The following is an 18462-nucleotide window of genomic DNA, read 5'->3' as shown; positions in this document are numbered from 1 at the left end:
GTCTTCCTGAAAAAGCAGCCTTTTGGCTGCTTTTTTCTTGAGGCTCACCGATCAGGACGGATTACGTGAATTGCCGGTTGACGAAGGTACTGGCGGCCGTTCCAATGGCTCACATTCCTCCAGAGGCTCGATGCGCAAGCGCCTTGCTTTTCCTCATCTCTTTCCCCACAGTCGAGGCGCACATGACCGAGCCCAATCCTCTTTCCGGCCCCAGTCTTCCCCAACCCGTGCAGGATGCCTTGCAACGCGGCAACCTGGTTGAAGCCATCCAGCTGATGCGCGCCGGCACCGGCCTGGGCCTGAAGGAAACCAAGGACGCGCTGGAAGCCTATATGCGCGGCGAGCCGCCGGTCACCGGCTTCGCGCCCAACGCCTTGCCCGCCGGCGCGCCCCTGCCCGCGCAGGTGCAAGAGGCGCTGGACCAAGGCAACAAAATAGAGGCGGTACGGCGCTTGCGAGGCCTGACGGGCATGGGGCTCAAGGAAGCCAAGGATGCGGTGGAAGCCGGGGGAATCGGACCGGGTACGGGCGCTGGCGAGGGATCTGGCCCGAGCGAAGGACAATCCCCGGGCCAGGTGAGCAACTCAAACGGCTTGTGGTGGTGGCTTGCCGCACTGGCCGTGCTGGCGCTGGCTGGTTTCGCGCTGCTGGGTTGTGTCTCTGCGCCGCCGGCTCCTGCCGCCGAACTGGCGCCGTCCGGCAAGCTCAGGGCTGCCATCAATTTCGGCAACCCCATACTGGCGGCTCGCATGCCGGACGGTTCACCGCGCGGCGTCTCGGTGGATCTGTCCAACGAACTCGGCAAGCGCCTGGGCGTACCGGTGCAGCTGGTGACCTTCACATCGGCCGGCAAGGTGGTCGAAGCGGTCAGGGATGTGCAGGTTGACATCGCCTTTGTCGCGATAGACCCGGTGCGCGGCGCAGACATGTTGCAGACGCCGCCCTACGTGATCATCGAGGGCGCGTACCTGGTGCGCATGGACTCGCCGATACAACGCAATGAAGAGGTGGACCAGGTGGCCAACCGCGTCGTGGTCGGCAACGGCAGTGCCTACGATCTCTATCTGACCCGTGAACTGAAAGCGGCCAGGCTGGTGAAGGCCCCCACCTCCCCGGCGGTGACCGATGTGATGGTCGCGCAGAACATCGAGGTGGCGGCCGGCGTCAAGCAGCAGTTGGAGGCTGACGCTAAACGCATAACGGGCGTGCGTTTGCTACCGGGGCGCTTCATGGTGATCAACCAGGCTATGGGCCTGCCCAAGGGGCGCGAGGCCGGTGCGCGCTACCTGGCGGCGTTTGTCGAAGAGATGAAGGCTTCGGGATTTGTGGCCACAGCGTTGGCGCGCCACGGCATTGAGGGCGCGGCAGTCGCCCCGCCCTCTACCCGCTAACGCCAAAGACTCATCCCACCCACTTGCGCGCGTTGTGCCAGAGGCTCATCCACGGGCTGCGTTCGCTGGCGCCGCCCGAAGTCCAGCTCTTCTGGATGTTGCGGAACACGCGCTCGGGATGCGGCATCATCGCCGTGAAGCGGCCGTCAGCCGTGGTCACGGCGGTGAGGCCGCCGGCGCTGCCGTTGGGGTTGGCCGGATAAGCTTCGGTCGGCTTGCCATCGTTGTCGGTAAAGCGCATAGCGGCAATCGCCTTGGAGGCATCGCCCCGGAAGGCGAAATTGGCATAGCCCTCGCCATGCGCGACGGCGATCGGCAGGCGGCTGCCGGCCATGCCCTGCAGGAAGATGCTGGGGGACTCCAGCACCTCGACCATGCTCAGGCGTGCTTCAAAGCGCTCGCTGCGGTTGGTGGTAAAGCGCGGCCAGGCCTCGGCGCCCGGGATGATGTCGGCCAGTTCGGCAAACATCTGGCAGCCGTTGCACACGCCCAAACCAAAGGTGTCCTGGCGCGCAAAGAACGCCTTGAACTCTTCGGACAGCACCGGGTTGAAGGTGACTGAGCGCGCCCAGCCGATGCCAGCCCCCAGCGTGTCGCCATAGCTGAAGCCGCCGCAGGCCACGATGCCCTTGAAGTCGGCCAGCCTGGCGCGACCGGTTTGAAGGTCAGTCATATGCACGTCGCAGGCTTCAAAGCCGGCTTCGGTGAAGACGTAAGCCATTTCCACATGCGAATTGACGCCCTGCTCGCGCAGCACCGCCACGCGTGGCCGCGCCGACAGGTTGAGCGCGGGCGCCGACAGCACTTTGACTGGATCAAACGTCAGTTGCACATGCAGGCCCGGGTCGGCGGGGTTGCCGGTGGTCGCGTGTTCAGTATTGGCGCAATCGGGGTTGTCGCGCTGCTGGCAAATCTTCCAGCTGATCGAATCCCAGACCTGATGCAAGTCTTGCAGCTTGGCCGAGAACACGGCCTTGGTGTCGCGCCAGACCTGGATCTCGCCCTTGCCGACTTCGAGCGAGGCGTGCTGTGGGCGCGTCTTGCCGATGAAGTGGCTGAATTTGGAGAGGCCGTGCTCGCGCAGGGTCTGCATCACTTCGTTGCGCGCAGACGTGGCCACCTGGATGACGGCACCCAGCTCTTCGTTGAACAGCGCCTTGAGCGTGAGCTCCTCGCGGCGCGCGCCGACCTGGCTTGCCCAGTTCTTGCTGTCGCCCGTGTCCATGCGGCTGTCGGAAATGCCGTCGCCTTCGACCAGCAGCATGTCGATGTTGAGCGACACGCCCACGTTGCCGGCAAAGCCCATCTCACATACTGCGGCAAACAGGCCACCGTCACTGCGGTCGTGGTAGGCCATGAGCTTGCCCTCTTTGCGCAGCGCATTGATGGCATTGACGAGGTTGACCAGGTCTTTCGGATCGTCGAGATCGGGCACCTTGCCCTCTTCCTTGTCCAGCGTTTGCGCGAGGATGGAGCCGCCCATGCGGTTCTGGCCCTTACCCAGGTCAATCAGGATCAGCGTGCTGTCGGCCTCATCGCGGTTCAGCTGCGGCGTGAGGGTGCCACGCACATCGGGCAGTGTGGCGAAAGCGCTCACGATCAGCGACACCGGCGAGGTGACTTTCTTGCTGTCAGCGCCCTCGCTCCACACGGTGCGCATCGACAAGGAATCCTTGCCAACCGGAATCGACACGCCCAGCGCCGGGCACAGCTCCATGCCGACGGCCTTGACGGTCTCGTAGAGCGCCGCATCCTGGCCGGGCTCGCCGCAGGCGGCCATCCAGTTGGCTGACAGCTTGACACGCGGCAGCTCAATGGGCGCGGCCAGCAGGTTGGTGATGGCCTCGGCGACCGCCATACGCCCCGAAGCGGCCGCGTTGACGGTGGCCAGCGGCGTGCGTTCGCCCATGCTCATGGCTTCGCCCGCAAAACCGCTGTAGTCAGCCAGCGTGACAGCGCAGTCGGCTACCGGCACCTGCCAGGGGCCAACCATCTGATCACGGTGCGTGAGGCCGCTCACGGTGCGGTCGCCGATGGTGATCAGGAAGCGCTTGGACGCGACGGTCGGGTGGCTGAGCACCGCAATCGCACTTTTCTGCAGATCGACGCCGGTCAGGTCGATGGGTTTGATCGTGTGTTTGACCGACTTCACGTCGCGGTGCATTTTGGGCGGCTTGCCGAGCAACACATTCATCGGCATATCCACCGGCGGGGCCGCGTCTTTGTCGGACAGCACCAGTTGCTTTTCTTCCGTCGCAATGCCAATCACCGCAAACGGGCAGCGCTCACGCTCGCAGAAGGCCTGGAACTGCGGCAGTGACTCAGGCGCAACCGCCATCACATAACGCTCCTGGCTTTCATTGCTCCAGATTTCCTTGGGCGAAAGGCCGCTTTCTTCCAGCGGCACGGCACGCAAATCAAACTTCGCACCTCGCCCCGCGTCATTCACCAGCTCAGGAAACGCATTGGACAAACCGCCGGCGCCCACATCGTGGATCGCCAGGATGGGGTTGGCCGCACCCAGTTGGGCGCACTGGTTGATGACCTCTTGCGCGCGGCGCTCGATTTCAGGGTTGCCGCGCTGCACCGAATCAAAGTCAAGCTGGGCCGCATTCGCGCCCGAAGCCATGGAGCTGGCCGCGCTGCCGCCCATGCCGATGCGCATACCAGGGCCGCCCAGCTGGATCAGCAGCGTGCCGGCCGGGAAGAGAATCTTCTTGGTGAGTGCCGCATCAATCGTGCCGACACCACCCGCAATCATGATGGGCTTGTGATAACCCCAGCGCTGGCCGCCGACGGTCTGCTCATATTCGCGGAAGTAGCCGTTGAGGTTGGGCCGGCCGAACTCGTTGTTGAACGCTGCGCCGCCCAGCGGGCCTTCCGTCATGATCTGCAGCGGGCTGGCGATGTGTTCTGGCTTGCCATAGGACGTGGCGGCGTCGTCAAACAGCCTGGACACGGTGAAGCCCGTCAAGCCCGCCTTGGGCTTGGAGCCGCGGCCGGTTGCGCCTTCGTCACGAATCTCTCCGCCCGCACCGGTCGACGCGCCAGGGAAGGGAGAAATAGCCGTGGGATGGTTGTGCGTCTCGACTTTCATCAGCACATGCATCAACACGTCATCCGTAGCGCTATAAGTTTGATAGCTGCTCGCGCTTGTTCCTGTTGGGCGAGGGGCCGGTTTTGTACTAGTTTTGGCATAAAACCGCTGTGTTTTATAGCCTTCCATGACCGAAGCGTTGTCCGAATAAGCCACCACCGTGTGCTGGGGATGCAGCTTTTCGGTGTTGCGGATCATGCCGAACAGGCTTTTCTCCTGCGCAACGCCGTCAATCGTAAAGTCGGCGTTGAAGATCTTGTGGCGGCAGTGCTCGCTGTTGGCCTGGGCGAACATCATGAGCTCAACGTCGGTCGGGTTGCGTTTGAGCTGGGTGAAGGCGGTGACCAGGTAGTCGATTTCATCGGCTGCCAGCGCCAGGCCAAATTCGGCATTGGCGGCTTCCAGGGCCGCTTTGCCACCGGCCAGCACGTCGATGGTCTGTAGCGATGCACCTTGCAATTCGGTGAAGAGGCCGGCAGCCTGCGCGCGATCCAACATCACGCTTTCAGTCATGCGGTCGTGCAGCAGGCCGGCGACCTGCTCGCGCTGGGCATCCGTCAGGGCCGTTTTGCTGAAAAAGCCGCTTTTCAAGGTAATGCGGTATTCGGTGATGCGCTCAATGCGTTTGATGGCCAGGCCGCAGTTGTGGGCGATGTCCGTAGCCTTCGACGCCCAGGGCGAAACGGTGCCAAAGCGCGGCGAGACAATAAAGGTCAGTGCATCATCGGTTTTTCCAGCGCCTGCAATGCAAGGGTCGCCATAGGTAAGCAGTGCTGCGAGCTGGCCCTTGACGGTGTCTGAAGGCGGCGCCTCCGTGGCAACCAGATGCACAAACCGGGCGCTGATGCCCACGATCTTGTCGTGGACGGCTTGCAGGCGGGGAAGGAGTTGCTGGACGCGGAAATCGCTGAGGGCGCTGATCCCGTGGGGTTCGCCCTCAAAAGTCGTCAGGTGCAGGGTCACGGTAGCGGTGGCCTTGTAATGGGAGGTGGGCAGCGCATGGCTGTTGGGTTTAACGGGCTAGCGTTAACCCGTAATTTTATCAGCGACTGAAGGCCTTCCCCGGTTTGCTGCCGGTGCGCCCGGGCACTTTTGCGATCCGTTCGGGCCACATTCGGGCCAAAGCCAAAGCCCCTTGGTCCCATGCTGAAAATGCATGTGCCCGGGAGCGGTGGGATAATCGGGGCCATGAGTATTACTTACAAAGATGCCGCAGGAATTGAAGGCATGCGCCTGGCAGGGAGGCTTGCTTCCGAGGTGCTGGACTACCTCACCCCCTTCGTGAAGCCGGGTGTCACCACCAATGAAATAGACCGGCTGGCCCATGACTACATGACCCAGGTTCAAGGCACCATTCCGGCCACGCTGGGCTATGGCCCTCCCGGCTATGTGCCATATCCCAAGTCGCTGTGCACTTCCATCAACCACCAGGTCTGCCATGGCATTCCCAACGACAAACCGTTGAAAAAAGGCGACATTGTCAATATTGACGTGACCGTCATCACCAAGGACGGCTGGCACGGCGACAACAGCCGCATGTACCTGGTTGGCGAAGCTTCCATTGCGGCCAAGCGGCTCTGCCATGTGACCTATGAAGCCATGTGGCAGGGCATCATGCGCGTCAAGCCTGGGGTCAGGCTGGGCGACATCGGCTTTGCGATCCAGACTTTTGCCGAAAAACAGGGGTTTTCCGTAGTTCGCGAGTTTTGCGGCCATGGAATTGGCCAGAAATTCCACGAAGAACCGCAAGTGCTGCACTACGGCCGCCCCGGCACGCTCGAAGAGCTCACACCGGGCATGACCTTCACCATCGAACCCATGATCAATGCCGGCAAGCGTGACATCAAGGACGGCCCCGAGAAAGACGGCTGGAGCATCGTGACGCGCGACCATTCCTTGTCCGCCCAGTGGGAACACACCATTTTGGTGACTGAAACCGGCTATGAGGTACTTACCCTGTCCGCCGGCAGCCCGCCGATCCCGGCGTTTGTCCCGCAAAGCAGCCCTGCCCAAGCCGCTGTCAGTGCCTGAGCCAGGCGCACAGTGGCGCCCCGCGCACTCTCCGACCCTGCGAGCTCCGCGATGATCGAGCTGGCCCCGGTCCGCGAGCAATACAAAGCGGGGAAAGCCGCCCTCCTCGCCACGCTGGCCGCCAGTGGCGCCTCGTCCCGCGGCATCCACAGCCTGCTGCAAAAATTCGCCCGGCATGCCGATGCGACCCTGCAGCTGCTCTGGCAGCGTGCCGGCTTTCCGGTTTCCGCCTGCCTGGTGGCCGCAGGAGGCTTTGGCCGCGGCGAGCTGTTTCCCCATTCGGATGTAGACGTGCTGCTGCTGCTGTCGGACAACGCCAACATCGACGGCGACCCGGCCCTCAAGGCCAAGGTAGAGAGCTTCATCGGCGCCTGCTGGGATGTGGGCCTGGAAATTGGCTCCAGCGTGCGGACGATTTCCGGTTGTGTCGAAGAAGCGGCCAAAGACGTCACGGTGCAAACCTCGCTGCTCGAAGCCCGCCTGGTCGCCGGATCCAAAAAGAATTTTCTGCAGCTGCAAAACCGGCTGGCCGTCGTGTTGGACCCGCAGGCTTTTTACGTGGCCAAGACGCTGGAGCTGCGCCAGCGCCACAACAAGTTCGAAAATACCCCCTACTCGCTCGAGCCCAACTGCAAGGAATCCCCGGGTGGATTGCGAGACCTGCAGGTGATTTTGTGGGTGGCACGGGCCGCCGGCCTGGGCAAATCCTGGGACGACCTGGCCCGCAACGGCCTGGCTACGGCCTTTGAAGTGCGGCAGATCAAGGCCAATGAAGCCTTGCTGAGCTTGATACGCGCGCGCCTGCACCTGATTGCCGGCCGGCGTGAAGACCGCCTGGTGTTTGACCTGCAGACCGCCGTGGCCGAGTCCTTCGGCTATTCCGCCGAAGCCGACGACGGCAGCAAGGTGCCGCGCCGCGCCAGCGAGGCGGTGATGAAGCGCTACTACTGGGCCGCCAAGGCCGTGACCCAGCTCAACCAGATCCTGTTGCTCAATATCGAAGAACGGCTCAACCCCAACACCTACCCGCTGCGGCCCATCAACGAGCGCTTTTACGACAAGGCCGGCATGCTGGAGGTGGTCAGCGACGACCTGTATGCGCGTGAACCGCACGCCATCCTGGAAACCTTTTTGGTATTCGAGACAACCGTGGGCATCAAGGGCCTGTCGGCGCGCACCCTGCGCGCGCTCTACAACGCCCGCGGACTGATGAACAGCAAGTTCCGCAGCGACCCGGTCAACCGCGACACCTTCCGGCGCATCCTTCAGCAGCCCGAGGGCATCACCCACGCCATGCGGCTGATGAACCAGACATCGGTGCTGGGCCGCTACCTCTGGATCTTCCGCAAGATCGTCGGACAGATGCAGCACGACCTGTTCCATGTTTACACGGTGGACCAGCACATCCTGATGGTTCTGCGCAACGTGCGGCGTTTTTTCATGGCCGAGCACTCGCACGAGTACCCGATGTGCTCGCAGCTCGCGGCCGGCTGGGACAAGCCCTGGATTCTTTATATCGCCGCGCTGTTCCACGACATCGCCAAGGGCCGCGGCGGCGACCACTCCGAGCTGGGTTGCAAGGACGTGCGCGTTTTTTGTCGCCAGCATGGTATTGGCGCCGAAGACTCCAAACTCATCGAATTCCTGGTCGGTGAGCACCTGAGCATGAGCCGCATCGCCCAGAAGGAAGACCTGAGCAACCCCGAAGTGATTGCCGCGTTTGCCAAACGCGTGGGCAACGAGCGTTACCTGACGGCTTTGTACCTGCTGACGGTGGCCGACATCCGCGGCACCAGCCCCAAGGTCTGGAACGCCTGGAAAGGCAAGCTGCTGGAAGACCTGTACCGCTACACGCTGCGCGTGCTGGGTGGCCGCGCGCCCGATGCGGATGCCGAAGTGGAGGCCCGCAAGCGCGAAGCCCTGACCACACTGGCCCTGCACGCCGAACCTTTCGAGGCACACAAGGCACTGTGGGACACGCTGGACGTCAGCTATTTCATGCGCCATGAGGCCTCCGACATCGCCTGGCATGCACGCCAGCTCTCGCGACACGTGGGCAAGGCCAAGGCGATCGTCCGCGCGCGTCGTTCGTCGGCAGGCGAAGGCATGCAGGTACTGGTTTACACGCCCGATGCGCCCGACCTGTTTGCACGCATCTGCGGCTACTTTGACGAAGCCGGCTTCAGCATCCTGGACGCCAAGATCCACACAGCGAAAAATGGTTATGCGCTGGACACCTTCCAGGTGGTCAGCCCCACGCTGGCCGACCACTACCGCGAACTGGCGGCCATGGTGGAGGCCGAACTGGATCGCACCATCGAGAACCCCGGACCTCTGCCGCCTCCGAGTAAAGGCCGTGTATCGCGCCGGGTCAAGAGTTTCCCGATCGCTCCGCGCGTGGACCTGCGGCCCGATGAAAAAGCCCAGCGCTGGCTGCTCAGCGTGTCGGCCAGCGACCGGGTCGGGCTGCTCTACCGCATCGCACGGGTGCTGGCCCGTCACCGCATCAACCTGCAACTGGCCAAGGTAAGCACGCTGGGCGAGCGCGTGGAAGATACATTTTTGATCGATGGACCGGAGCTGCAGCACAACAAGGCACAGATCGCGATCGAGACTGAATTGCTCGAAGCGCTCAATACCTGAAGCTTCAGGCGACTGGTTTCCGCAGGTATTGCAACAGACGCCCCTTGTAACTGCCGCCGGCCGGCAATTTGGTCACGCGCGTCTCGGTGCGCGAATAGCCCAGTGCATCCATTTTGCGATTGAAGCTGGCCCGGTTACCGCGGTCCGGATCGACGATCAGCACTTCGGTGTGCGGCAGCGCATGCAGCTCGATGAACTGCGACAACACCTCCGGCTGGCCACGGTCATACAGCACATCGCTGCCGATGATCAGGTCAAAGCGTTCCAGCAGCGGGTTCGCGCGCGACCAGTTGCCCGTCTGATATTTCATTGCAGGCAAGTGGTTGAGTTTGAGGTTTTCCAGCAGGAACGCCGCTGCCAGCGGATGGCAGTCACTGGCGGTGATGTTTCCGCCGCGGCGATGCACAACAAGGCTGGCTAGCGCCAGGCCGCAGCCCAGCTCCAGAATGCGCTTGCCTTCCAGCTCGAAGGTCAGCATGGCATGGGCCAGCACGCGGCCCGAGGGCCAGAGCAAACCGAATATCGGCCAAGCCGACGAGGAAATGCCTTCGCGTTCCGCTTCGCCCAAGGGATCATGGAATTGCTGGCGGTCCAGCAACGAGCGCAGCTGCAGGTCGTCGCCACTACCGCTCACGGTTTCAAATTTCAGCTGGTAAGGAGGTGGCGAAGCAGCTCCGGTGATGGGAACTGCTCCCGAAACGGGAGCGTGCGACATCCGGAAGCTTTCCTTGCGTACAACACGCTCTGGCGGGGCGAAATAGCCCTCGATCAGCTTCAGTGTACCCCTCGAGGCGTCCTCGGTCAGTCGTCGTCCGACGCGTCCAGTCCGGGGAAAAGCACCTCGGTAAAGCCAAACTGGCTGAAGTCGCGGATGCGCATGGGATAAAGCTTGCCAATCAGGTGATCGCACTCATGCTGCACCACCCGCGCGTGAAAACCGTCCACCGAACGCTCAATCGCATCACCGTACTGGTCAAAGCCGCTGTAACGAATTCGCGAAAGGCGCGGGACCAGGCCGCGCAGACCGGGTACGGAAAGGCAGCCTTCCCAGCCGCCCTCTTCTTCAGGCCCCAGGGGCGTAATCAAAGGGTTCAGCAAGACGGTGCGGGGCACTACCGGTGCATCGGGATAGCGTGGGTTGACCGTGTCAGTCCCGAAAATTACCAGCTGCAGGTCGACCCCAATCTGTGGGGCTGCCAGGCCGGCACCGTTGACAGCGCGCATGGTATCGAACATGTCAGCAATGAGCAGGTGCAGCTCGTCGGTGTCGAAGGCGGTCACGGGCTGAGCCACGCGCAGCAGCCGCGGGTCGCCCATTTTGAGGATTTCGCGAATGGTCATGCGCCAATTATCGTGTCGCAGGGCCTCATCGGGGAAGTTTTAGCGCCAATGCCGGTAGCCCCAACCCCGGTAATAGCCGGGCGCGGGAACCACCACCACGGGGGCTGGCTCTACGTAGACAGGGCGGGCCGGGTAAACAGCCACCGGACGCGGGGCAATCGGCGCCACCACGCAGCCAGACAGCAAAACAGCCAGGCCGGCAGCCCCTGCCAGGACAGATAAACGTTTGTAATTCATGAAAAACTCCTGTGTGTACAGGTCTTTTCAACGTCCGGCGTAGTCGCCTGGCGTGACGTCCGGCGTGCAAACCCCGGTAACGCCATGTAAGGCGCTTCCTTGACGCACTATTCCGTGGTGCTGGCGCTCCAGTAGGCCTGGCTGACCGCAGGCAAATCACCGAGCTGACTGACAAGGCGGTCCATCGCGGGGCCATCCACCGCAATGGCGACCAGCGTCGCCTGGATCTTCACGCCTTCCTCGCCGAAAGCGGACACTTTGAGGTCGTTGGTCGGATAGTGCAGCTCCTCCAGCGATTTCTCCAGGGCACCCAGCACCTCTTTTTGATGCCCCCCGTTCGTGACCACATAGACCGAGTTGGTTACCTCGGCCGACTGCACGTCCAGTGGCAAGCGGTTGATCTGGTTGACGATGGGCCGCAGCAAGGTATTGGCCGCCAGCACGAACAGCGTGGCAATGCCTGCCTGCACTACCAGATCAGCCCCCGCGCAGGCGTCCACAGCACCCGAGCACCACAAGGTAGCGGCCGTGTTGAGCCCGCGCACATTGCCTTCCTCGCGCATGATCACGCCGGCACCCAGAAAGCCAATGCCCGAGACCACATAAGCCACCACATGCACCGCACCCGACGAGCCGGTAAGCCGATTCGCCATGTCGACAAAAATCGCAGAGCCTACAGCCACCAGTACGTTGGTGCGAAGTCCTGCGGTGCGCTGCCGGTACTGGCGCTCAAAACCGATCAAGGCGCCAAAGACGAACGCGGATGACAGGCTCAGGAGCGAGTCCAGGAGGTCCGCAGAGTTGAGGTTTTCGAATGCCTGCATGGGTGTGTTGCCTCCCGTGAGCCTGAAACTATCCGGGTGGGCCAGCCAGCAAGGCCAGCAAGGCCGCTTCGTCGATGACCGGAACACCCAGTGTTTGGGCCTTGACCAGCTTGCTGCCAGCCTCCTCGCCGGCCACTACATAGTCGGTCTTCTTGCTGACCGAGCCAGCCACCTTGCCGCCGGCAGCCTCCACCTTGTCTTTGGCCCCGTCGCGGCTCAAGGTGGGCAATGTGCCGGTGATGACAAAAGTCTTGCCCGACAACGGCTGCGGCGCCCTGGCAGCTGGTTCACCCTCCTCCCAGGTCACGCCACAGGCGCGCAGTTGCTCGACCACTTCGCGGTTGTGCGCCTGCTCAAAGAAGGTGCGAATACTCTGCGCCACGATCGGCCCCACATCGCTGACTTCCAGCAGTTGCTCTTCGGTGGCATCCATGATGGCGTCCAGCTTGCCGAAATGGCGCGCCAGCTCCTTGGCCGTCGCCTCGCCGACGTGGCGTATGCCCAGGCCGAACAGGAAGCGAGGCAAAGTTGTCTGCTTGGACTTTTCAAGCGCTTCCAGCAAGTTGTTGGCAGACTTCTCCGCCATGCGGTCCAGGCTGGCGAGCGCCGTCAGGCCCAGTTTGTAGAGATCGGGCAAGGTGCGGATCACATTCGCATCCACCAGTTGCTCGACCAGCTTGTCACCCAGGCCTTCGACTTCGACGGCGCGCCGGTGTGCGTAATGCAGGATGGCTTCCTTGCGCTGGGCACCGCAGAAAAGTCCGCCAGTGCACCGGTAATCGGCTTCATCTTCTTCTCGCACGGCGTCGGAGCCGCAGACGGGGCATTTGCGTGGCATCGTGAATTGCGGCGCATCCTGGACCCGTTTGTCGAGCAGCACGCTGACGACCTCGGGGATCACGTCACCCGCGCGGCGCACGATCACGGTGTCTCCCACCCGCACGTCCTTGCGGCGTGCTTCGTCTTCGTTGTGCAGCGTGGCGTTGGTCACGGTGACACCGCCCACAAACACCGGTGCCAGCTTGGCAACCGGCGTCAGCTTGCCGGTGCGTCCCACCTGCACTTCAATGGCCAGCACGGTGGTGAGCTGCTCCTGCGCCGGGTATTTGTGGGCCACGGCCCAGCGCGGCTCGCGCGTGACAAAGCCCATTTTTTTCTGCAGCGCCAGGCTGTTGACCTTGTAGACCACACCGTCAATGTCGTAAGGCAGGCTGTCGCGCTGCTTGCCCATGGTCTGGTGGAATGCTATTAATTCAGGAGCGCCTTGCGCAAGTTGCGTCTGGGCTGCGACCGGAAAACCCCATGATTTGAGTGTTAGCAGGAGCTGAAAATGGGTTTCGAACGCCGGACCGCCCTCTTCCGGCGGAGAGATATCCCCCAAACCGTAAGCAAAAAAACTCAAGCGCCGCCGCGCGGCCAACGCTGGATCCAGCTGGCGCACGCCGCCAGCCGCGGCGTTGCGCGGATTGACGAAGGTTTTTTCGCCCTTGGCGCCTTGCGCGATCTTCTCGCGCTGCTTCTCGTTGAGCGCTTCGAAGTCAGCGCGGCGCATATAAACCTCGCCACGCACTTCCATGACCGGCGGAGCGTCGGCAGGCAATCGAAGCGGAATCTGGTTGATGGTCCGGATGTTCTGCGTTACGTCCTCGCCGACTTCACCGTCACCGCGCGTGGCGGCCTGCACCAGGATACCGTTTTTATAACGCAGGCTCATCGCCAGGCCATCGAACTTGAGTTCCGCGACATATTCGACAGGCGGATCGGATTCCGCCAGACCCAACTCCTTGCGCACGCGGGTATCGAAATTCTGGGCGCCTGTGGCTTCCGTGTCGGTTTCAGTGCGAATGCTGAGCATGGGCACCTTGTGGCGCACACTGGCGAATTGGTCCAGCGGCTTGCCGCCCACGCGCTGGGTCGGTGAATCGGGTGTCAGCAGTTCCGGATGAGCCGCCTCAAGCGCCTGCAACTCTTTGAACAGCTTGTCGTACTCGGCATCGGGAATCGTGGGCTCATCGAGCACGTAGTAGCGGTGCGCGTGCAGATGCAGCTCTGCGCGCAACGCAGCGACGCGCTCCGCGGCGGAGGCCGGCTGCGGCGAGGGTTCGGGCTGCGCAAACAGGTCTTTGATGGCCATGAAGAAAGTCGGAAACGGGCGAAAAGCCCGGGAAATTCAGGAAAAAAGCCGGCGCCCCAACACCGAGCCCGCCGACAAATCGCGGCTGTCGAGCGTGTCATACAGCTGCTCCAGGTCTGCATGGATGACCTCCATCGCCTCAGGTCGGATCAGGTTGCCGTTGTCGTCGATGATCACGCCGTCCATATTGGCGGCCAGGGAGAGCGCGGCTTCGCACATGCGTGCAAAAGGCTGCTCAGAGCGGGAAACCTGTGGAACGTCGAGCGACAGCGTCAGTTCACGCAGCGCGGTCTGCTCCGGGTCTTCGGCCATTGCAGCCTGAGTATCAAAAGCCAGCCCCAGGATGGGAGCCTGCCCCTGCTGGCTTGCCGGCAACACCATGCGCCCGGGAATGGAACCTGGAACGAAACCCAGCCGGGCCGCACTTTGGTGGACATAACCCGGACTCCAGGCCGTGTTGACGGCGCGCAGGGTAAAGCTCAGCTGTGCGTCATGGCCGCTGGCAAACTGGTCGAGTTCGCGGGCTCGCGCCACCTCGTCCAGCATTTCCGGAAACTCCGGCTCGCCGCCCACCGCATCGGCAAACGCCTGCGCCTTCATCACGAATTCAGAGTATTCAATCTGGTTGAGCGCACCGGTACGGTTGGCCAGCTGCACGCCGCACTGAAAGGCGCTGTAACGATGCCCTGCTGTGGGAAATTCCCATTCGCCGGTAATGGCGCTCAGGCCTTCCACGCCGAAAGGCTTGCTGCCGGCCCGGCGCGTGCTGGGCATGGCGGCAAGCGCGGCTTCGCCCGACACCATGCCCTCGATCACCACGGGCGCAACGGCATCAATCAGCACGTCAAGGCCTGGTTTTCTTTCGGATGCATTCATCGTGGCGAGCGAGGCCAGCGATGCCAGGCCAGAATCCACGTCAAAGCTGGGTTCCTGCCGTTCAGCTGCGGCACCTTCGCCACTTTGTGCGGGTGCAAGCTCTTGCTCGGGAGCGGGGGCTTCCGGTGTGGCCTGCTTGGGCAGGTTCCTGCGCGACGACCAGGCGCTGTGTGCCACCACGCCGGCCAGCACCAGCCCGCCCACCACCGCCAGACTGATCTGCAAAGTGCTCATTTTGGGGTCAGGCTGCTTCTGCGAAACCGATGGCGGCTTCCATGTCCACCGCTACGATGCGCGACACGCCCTGCTCCTGCATGGTCACGCCAATCAACTGCTCGGCCATTTCCATGGCGATCTTGTTGTGGCTGATGAAGAGGAACTGCGTTTCCTTGCTCATGGAACGCACCAGCTTGGCATAGCGCTCGGTGTTGGCGTCGTCCAGCGGCGCGTCAACCTCATCCAGCAAACAGAAAGGTGCGGGGTTAAGCTGGAAGATCGCAAACACCAGGGCGATGGCCGTGAGCGCCTTTTCGCCACCTGAAAGCAGGTGAATGGTCTGGTTCTTCTTGCCAGGCGGCTGGGCGATCACCTGCACGCCGGCGTCGAGGATTTCCTCGCCCGTCATCATGAGCTTGGCATTGCCGCCGCCGAAGAGTTCGGGGAACATCCGGCCGAAATGGCCGTTGACCGTGTCGAAGGTGCTTGAGAGCAGGTCGCGCGTTTCGATGTCGATCTTCTTGATCGCATCTTCCAGCGTGGTCATGGCTTCATTCAGGTCGGCGGACTGCGCGTCTAGGAACTGCTTGCGTTCGCGCGCGGTGCTCAGCTCGTCGAGCGCGGCCAGGTTGACGGCGCCCAGCGACTGGATTTCGCGGTTGATACGGTCGATTTCGCCTTGCAGGCCGGTCAGTCGCACGTTGCCGGACTGGATGGATTGCTCCACCGCAGCCAGGTCGGCCTGCGCGTCGGCCAGCAACTGCGCGTATTGCTCAAAGCCCAGGCGCGCTGCCTGCTCTTTCAGCTGGAACTCGGTGATGCGCTGGCGCAGCGGATCCAGCTCGCGCTCCAGTTGCAGGCGCCGCTCGTCGCTGGCGCGCAGCTTGTTGGTCAGGTCGTCGTACTGGCTGCGCTTGGCGCCCAGATCGGCCTCACGCTCGAGCTTCACGCTCAGCGCGCTTTGCAGGCCGGCCTGCGCTGCGGCGTCTGTCAGGCGCGTGAGCTCTTCACGGGCTTGCGCTTCTTCACTTGCAATGGAGCTGGCTTGCTGGGCGGCAATGTCGATGGAACGGGTTAGCTCTTCGCGGCGGGAGGCCAAGCTGCGCAACGCAAACGTGGCTTCCTGCGCCTGGCGTTCCAGCGTGCGCTGCTGCTCACGTGATTCGCCCAGCTTGCGCTCGGTTTCGATCACGCGGTCATCCAGCTGCGCGTGGCGTTCCTGGCTGTCGGCCAGTTGCATATCAAGCTCTTCAAAACGGCCTTCAGCCGTGACCTTGCGCTCCTGCAATTCGCCAAGCTGCGCTTCGATTTCGGCCATGTCGGCCTGAATCTGCTCGCTGCGGGCCCGGGTCTGCTCGGCCAGTTGCGTCAGGCGCAGCACTTCGACCTGCAGCTCATGGGTGCGGCTCTGGCCTTCGGCGGTTTCGCGGCGTGCCGTGGCAAGGCGCTGGGCGGCGTCGGCGTAAGCGGCTTCGGCGCGAATCAGCGCGGAACGGGCCTCTTCGCTGATCAGGGCCTGGGCCTTGAGCTGCTTGTCGAGGTTTTCGATTTCCTGGGCGCGGGCAAGCAGGCCGGCCTGTTCGGAATCCTGGGCGTAAAAACTCACGCTGTGGTGCGTCACGGCATGGCCGCTTTGCACATAAATCACTTCGCCGGCCTGCAGCTTGTCGCGTGCGGCCAGGGCGTCGTCCAGGCTTTGCGCCGTGTAGCAACCCTGCAACCAGTCACCCAGTAACGCAGACTGGCCAGCGTCGTTCAGGCGCAGCAATTCGGTCAGCGGTTTGAGTGTGATGGCCGCATTGGTGCGGGCGGGTGCGGCGGCGCTGGGCGGTGAGTAAAACGAGAGCTTGGCGGGCGGCGTATCGCGCCCGTCGGTACCGGCAAAGCCGCGCACCATGTCGAGCCGACTGACTTCGAGTGCGCCCAGGCGCTCGCGCAGCGCGGCTTCAAGCGCGTTTTCCCAACCTTGTTCGATGTGGATGCGGCTCCACAGGCCTTGCAGGCCATCGAGGCCGTGCTTGGCCAGCCAGGGCTTGAGCTTGCCGTCGGTTTTGACCTTTTCCTGCAGGGCCTTGAGCGCTTCCATGCGCGCCGACAGGTCGGCCCGCTTGGCGGATTCGCTGTTGACGGTGTGCTGCAGCGTGCGGCGCTCTTCGTCGAGCTGCGGCACGCTGTCGGTCAACTCGTGCAGGCGGGCTTCGGCTTCAGCCTGGGCTTCCTGTGCGGCGGTGAACTGCGTGGTCAGGTTGGCCAGACGGGCTTCGTCGGGCGCGTTGAGTGCGTTGCGGTCTGCCGTGAGCTTTTCCAGCCGCAATCCCAGGCTGCGCGACTGCTCTTCGATGTTGCGCTGGTCGGCGGCCAGCACCTGGATTTGCTGCTGCACCTGGCCGACGCTGGTACGCTGCTCGTTGGCTTTGGCCTGGGCTTGGCGCAGGGCGTCTTCCAGGGCGGGCAGTTGGGTCTGGTGCTCTTCGGTCTGCGCAGCCAGGAGCTCGGCTTTTTCTTCGGCTTCAATGGCCTGCGCGGCGAGGTTTTCCGTCTCGACGGCGGCGTCTTCCTTGCGTGTGGCCCACTGGGCGGTTTGTTCCTTGAGCTGGGCCAGGCGCTGCTCGACACGCTGACGGCCGTCGACCACAAAGCGGATCTCGGCCTCCAGGCGCCCGACTTCGGCGCTGGCCTCATAGAGCTTGCCCTGGGCCTGGTTGACCTGGTCGCCGGCCGAGTAGTGCGCCTGGCGAATGGTTTCGAGGTCGGCCTCGATGTGGCGCAGGTCGGCCACGCGGCTTTCCAGGTCGTTCACGGCTTTTTCGGCGTCAGCCTTGACCTTGGACTGGTCGGCTTCGCTTTCGGCGCGTTTGAGGAACCACAGTTGGTGCTGCTTCAGGCTCGCGTCGGCATGCAGCGTGTTGTAACGCATGGCCACCTCGGCCTGCTTTTCAAGCCGGTCAAGATTGGCGTTCAGCTCACGCAGGATGTCTTCGACACGTGTCAGGTTTTCGCGCGTGTCGGACAGGCGGTTGGCGGTCTCGCGGCGGCGCTCCTTGTATTTGGAAACACCGGCGGCCTCTTCGAGGAAGAGGCGCAGCTCTTCGGGTTTGGACTCGATGATGCGGCTGATGGTGCCCTGGCCGATGATGGCGTAGGCGCGCGGACCCAGGCCGGTGCCCAGGAATACATCCTGCACGTCGCGGCGGCGCACCGGCTGGTTGTTGATGTAGTAGCTGGAGGTGCCGTCGCGCGTCAGCACGCGCTTGACGGCGATCTCGACAAACTGGCCCCACTGGCCGCCGGCGCGGTGGTCGGCGTTGTCAAAGACCAGTTCCACGCTGGAGCGGCTGGCGGGCTTGCGTGTGGTGGTGCCGTTGAAGATGACGTCCTGCATGGACTCGCCGCGCAGCTCGGAGGCCTTGCTTTCGCCCAGCACCCAGCGCACCGCGTCCATGATGTTGGACTTGCCGCAACCGTTGGGGCCCACCACACCGACCAGTTGGCCCGGCAGTACGAAATTGGTGGGCTCTGCGAATGATTTGAAACCAGATAGCTTGATCGAATTGAGACGCACGGCTGTCCCTGTTTTTTTGAGCCTGAGGTAGGGAATTACAACCCTAACTCGTTGATTTTTATGGCGTTTTACGGAAAAACGCTGACACACGCCGTGTACCACTTTCAGTA

The 18462-nt window shown here is 62.8% G+C and carries 11 protein-coding genes and 1 pseudogene; 4 read left to right on the top strand and 8 right to left on the bottom strand.

All coding sequences use genetic code 11. The annotated features are described in order from the left end of the window. Window positions 1-104 precede the first annotated feature (104 nt). Window positions 105-494, top strand: a pseudogene (locus tag AC1DWQ_RS10235) (hypothetical protein); the annotation flags it as partial. Between the two features lie 150 nt (window positions 495-644). Next, window positions 645-1391 carry an ABC transporter substrate-binding protein gene (locus AC1DWQ_RS10230; protein ID WP_477669625.1) on the top strand — a complete coding sequence of 249 codons (747 nt, stop codon included), beginning with the start codon at window positions 645-647 and terminating at the stop codon, window positions 1389-1391. Window positions 1392-1401: 10 nt separating this feature from the next. Here the strand turns inward: AC1DWQ_RS10230 and purL are convergent, their stop codons facing one another. After that, on the bottom strand, window positions 1402-5451 hold the full coding sequence (gene purL / locus AC1DWQ_RS10225) for a phosphoribosylformylglycinamidine synthase (RefSeq protein WP_477669512.1): 4050 nt from the start codon (window positions 5449-5451) through the stop codon (window positions 1402-1404). Between the two features lie 225 nt (window positions 5452-5676). Here purL and map point away from each other — a divergent pair, with 225 nt between their 5' ends. Both map and AC1DWQ_RS10215 read left to right on the top strand, forming a co-directional pair. Next, on the top strand, window positions 5677-6519 hold the full coding sequence (gene map / locus AC1DWQ_RS10220) for a type I methionyl aminopeptidase (RefSeq protein WP_457280845.1): 843 nt from the start codon (window positions 5677-5679) through the stop codon (window positions 6517-6519). Between the two features lie 51 nt (window positions 6520-6570). Then, window positions 6571-9162 (top strand): [protein-PII] uridylyltransferase, encoded by a 2592-nt coding sequence (locus tag AC1DWQ_RS10215; RefSeq protein WP_477669511.1) that lies wholly within the window; start codon window positions 6571-6573, stop codon window positions 9160-9162. A gap of 4 nt (window positions 9163-9166) precedes the next feature. On the opposite strand, the gene AC1DWQ_RS10210 is transcribed toward AC1DWQ_RS10215, so the two are convergent. From AC1DWQ_RS10210 to smc, 7 genes are all read right to left on the bottom strand, one after another. After that, window positions 9167-9877 carry a class I SAM-dependent methyltransferase gene (locus tag AC1DWQ_RS10210; RefSeq protein WP_477669510.1) on the bottom strand — a complete coding sequence of 237 codons (711 nt, stop codon included), beginning with the start codon at window positions 9875-9877 and terminating at the stop codon, window positions 9167-9169. An 86-nt stretch (window positions 9878-9963) separates the two neighbouring features. Then, window positions 9964-10503, bottom strand: coding sequence for a peptide deformylase (gene def / locus AC1DWQ_RS10205; protein ID WP_457280842.1), 540 nt, complete (start codon window positions 10501-10503; stop codon window positions 9964-9966). A gap of 39 nt (window positions 10504-10542) precedes the next feature. Further along, the gene (locus AC1DWQ_RS10200; RefSeq protein WP_477669509.1) at window positions 10543-10740 is read right to left on the bottom strand and encodes a hypothetical protein; all 198 of its coding nucleotides are present in this window, start codon (window positions 10738-10740) and stop codon (window positions 10543-10545) included. A 107-nt stretch (window positions 10741-10847) separates the two neighbouring features. Further along, entirely contained in the window at window positions 10848-11564 is a 717-nt protein-coding gene (locus AC1DWQ_RS10195) for an MgtC/SapB family protein (protein ID WP_477669508.1), read from the bottom strand. A gap of 28 nt (window positions 11565-11592) precedes the next feature. Beyond that, a complete protein-coding gene (gene ligA, locus AC1DWQ_RS10190) occupies window positions 11593-13698 on the bottom strand; it encodes an NAD-dependent DNA ligase LigA (RefSeq protein WP_477669507.1) in 2106 nt (701 codons plus the stop codon). Between the two features lie 36 nt (window positions 13699-13734). Continuing rightward, window positions 13735-14808: a cell division protein ZipA C-terminal FtsZ-binding domain-containing protein gene (locus AC1DWQ_RS10185; RefSeq protein ID WP_477669506.1), complete on the bottom strand. Its 1074-nt coding sequence runs from the start codon at window positions 14806-14808 to the stop codon at window positions 13735-13737. Window positions 14809-14815: 7 nt separating this feature from the next. Next, a complete protein-coding gene (gene smc, locus AC1DWQ_RS10180) occupies window positions 14816-18352 on the bottom strand; it encodes a chromosome segregation protein SMC (protein ID WP_477669505.1) in 3537 nt (1178 codons plus the stop codon). Window positions 18353-18462: the final 110 nt, after the last annotated feature.

This window comes from Polaromonas sp. P2_G11, assembly GCF_056403595.1.
This window is presented reverse-complemented; position numbering and strand designations above follow the sequence as displayed.

Excerpts from the sequence above, each read along its gene's own strand:
- map (WP_457280845.1), top strand. The coding sequence starts at position 5,677 with ATGAGTATTACTTACAAAGATGCCGCAGGAATTGAAGGCATGCGCCTG.
- AC1DWQ_RS10210 (WP_477669510.1), bottom strand. The coding sequence starts at position 9,877 with ATGTCGCACGCTCCCGTTTCGGGAGCAGTTCCCATCACCGGAGCTGCT.
- def (WP_457280842.1), bottom strand. The coding sequence starts at position 10,503 with ATGACCATTCGCGAAATCCTCAAAATGGGCGACCCGCGGCTGCTGCGC.
- AC1DWQ_RS10185 (WP_477669506.1), bottom strand. The coding sequence starts at position 14,808 with ATGAGCACTTTGCAGATCAGTCTGGCGGTGGTGGGCGGGCTGGTGCTG.
- AC1DWQ_RS10195 (WP_477669508.1), bottom strand. The coding sequence starts at position 11,564 with ATGCAGGCATTCGAAAACCTCAACTCTGCGGACCTCCTGGACTCGCTC.
- AC1DWQ_RS10215 (WP_477669511.1), top strand. The coding sequence starts at position 6,571 with ATGATCGAGCTGGCCCCGGTCCGCGAGCAATACAAAGCGGGGAAAGCC.
- AC1DWQ_RS10200 (WP_477669509.1), bottom strand. The coding sequence starts at position 10,740 with ATGAATTACAAACGTTTATCTGTCCTGGCAGGGGCTGCCGGCCTGGCT.
- ligA (WP_477669507.1), bottom strand. The coding sequence starts at position 13,698 with ATGGCCATCAAAGACCTGTTTGCGCAGCCCGAACCCTCGCCGCAGCCG.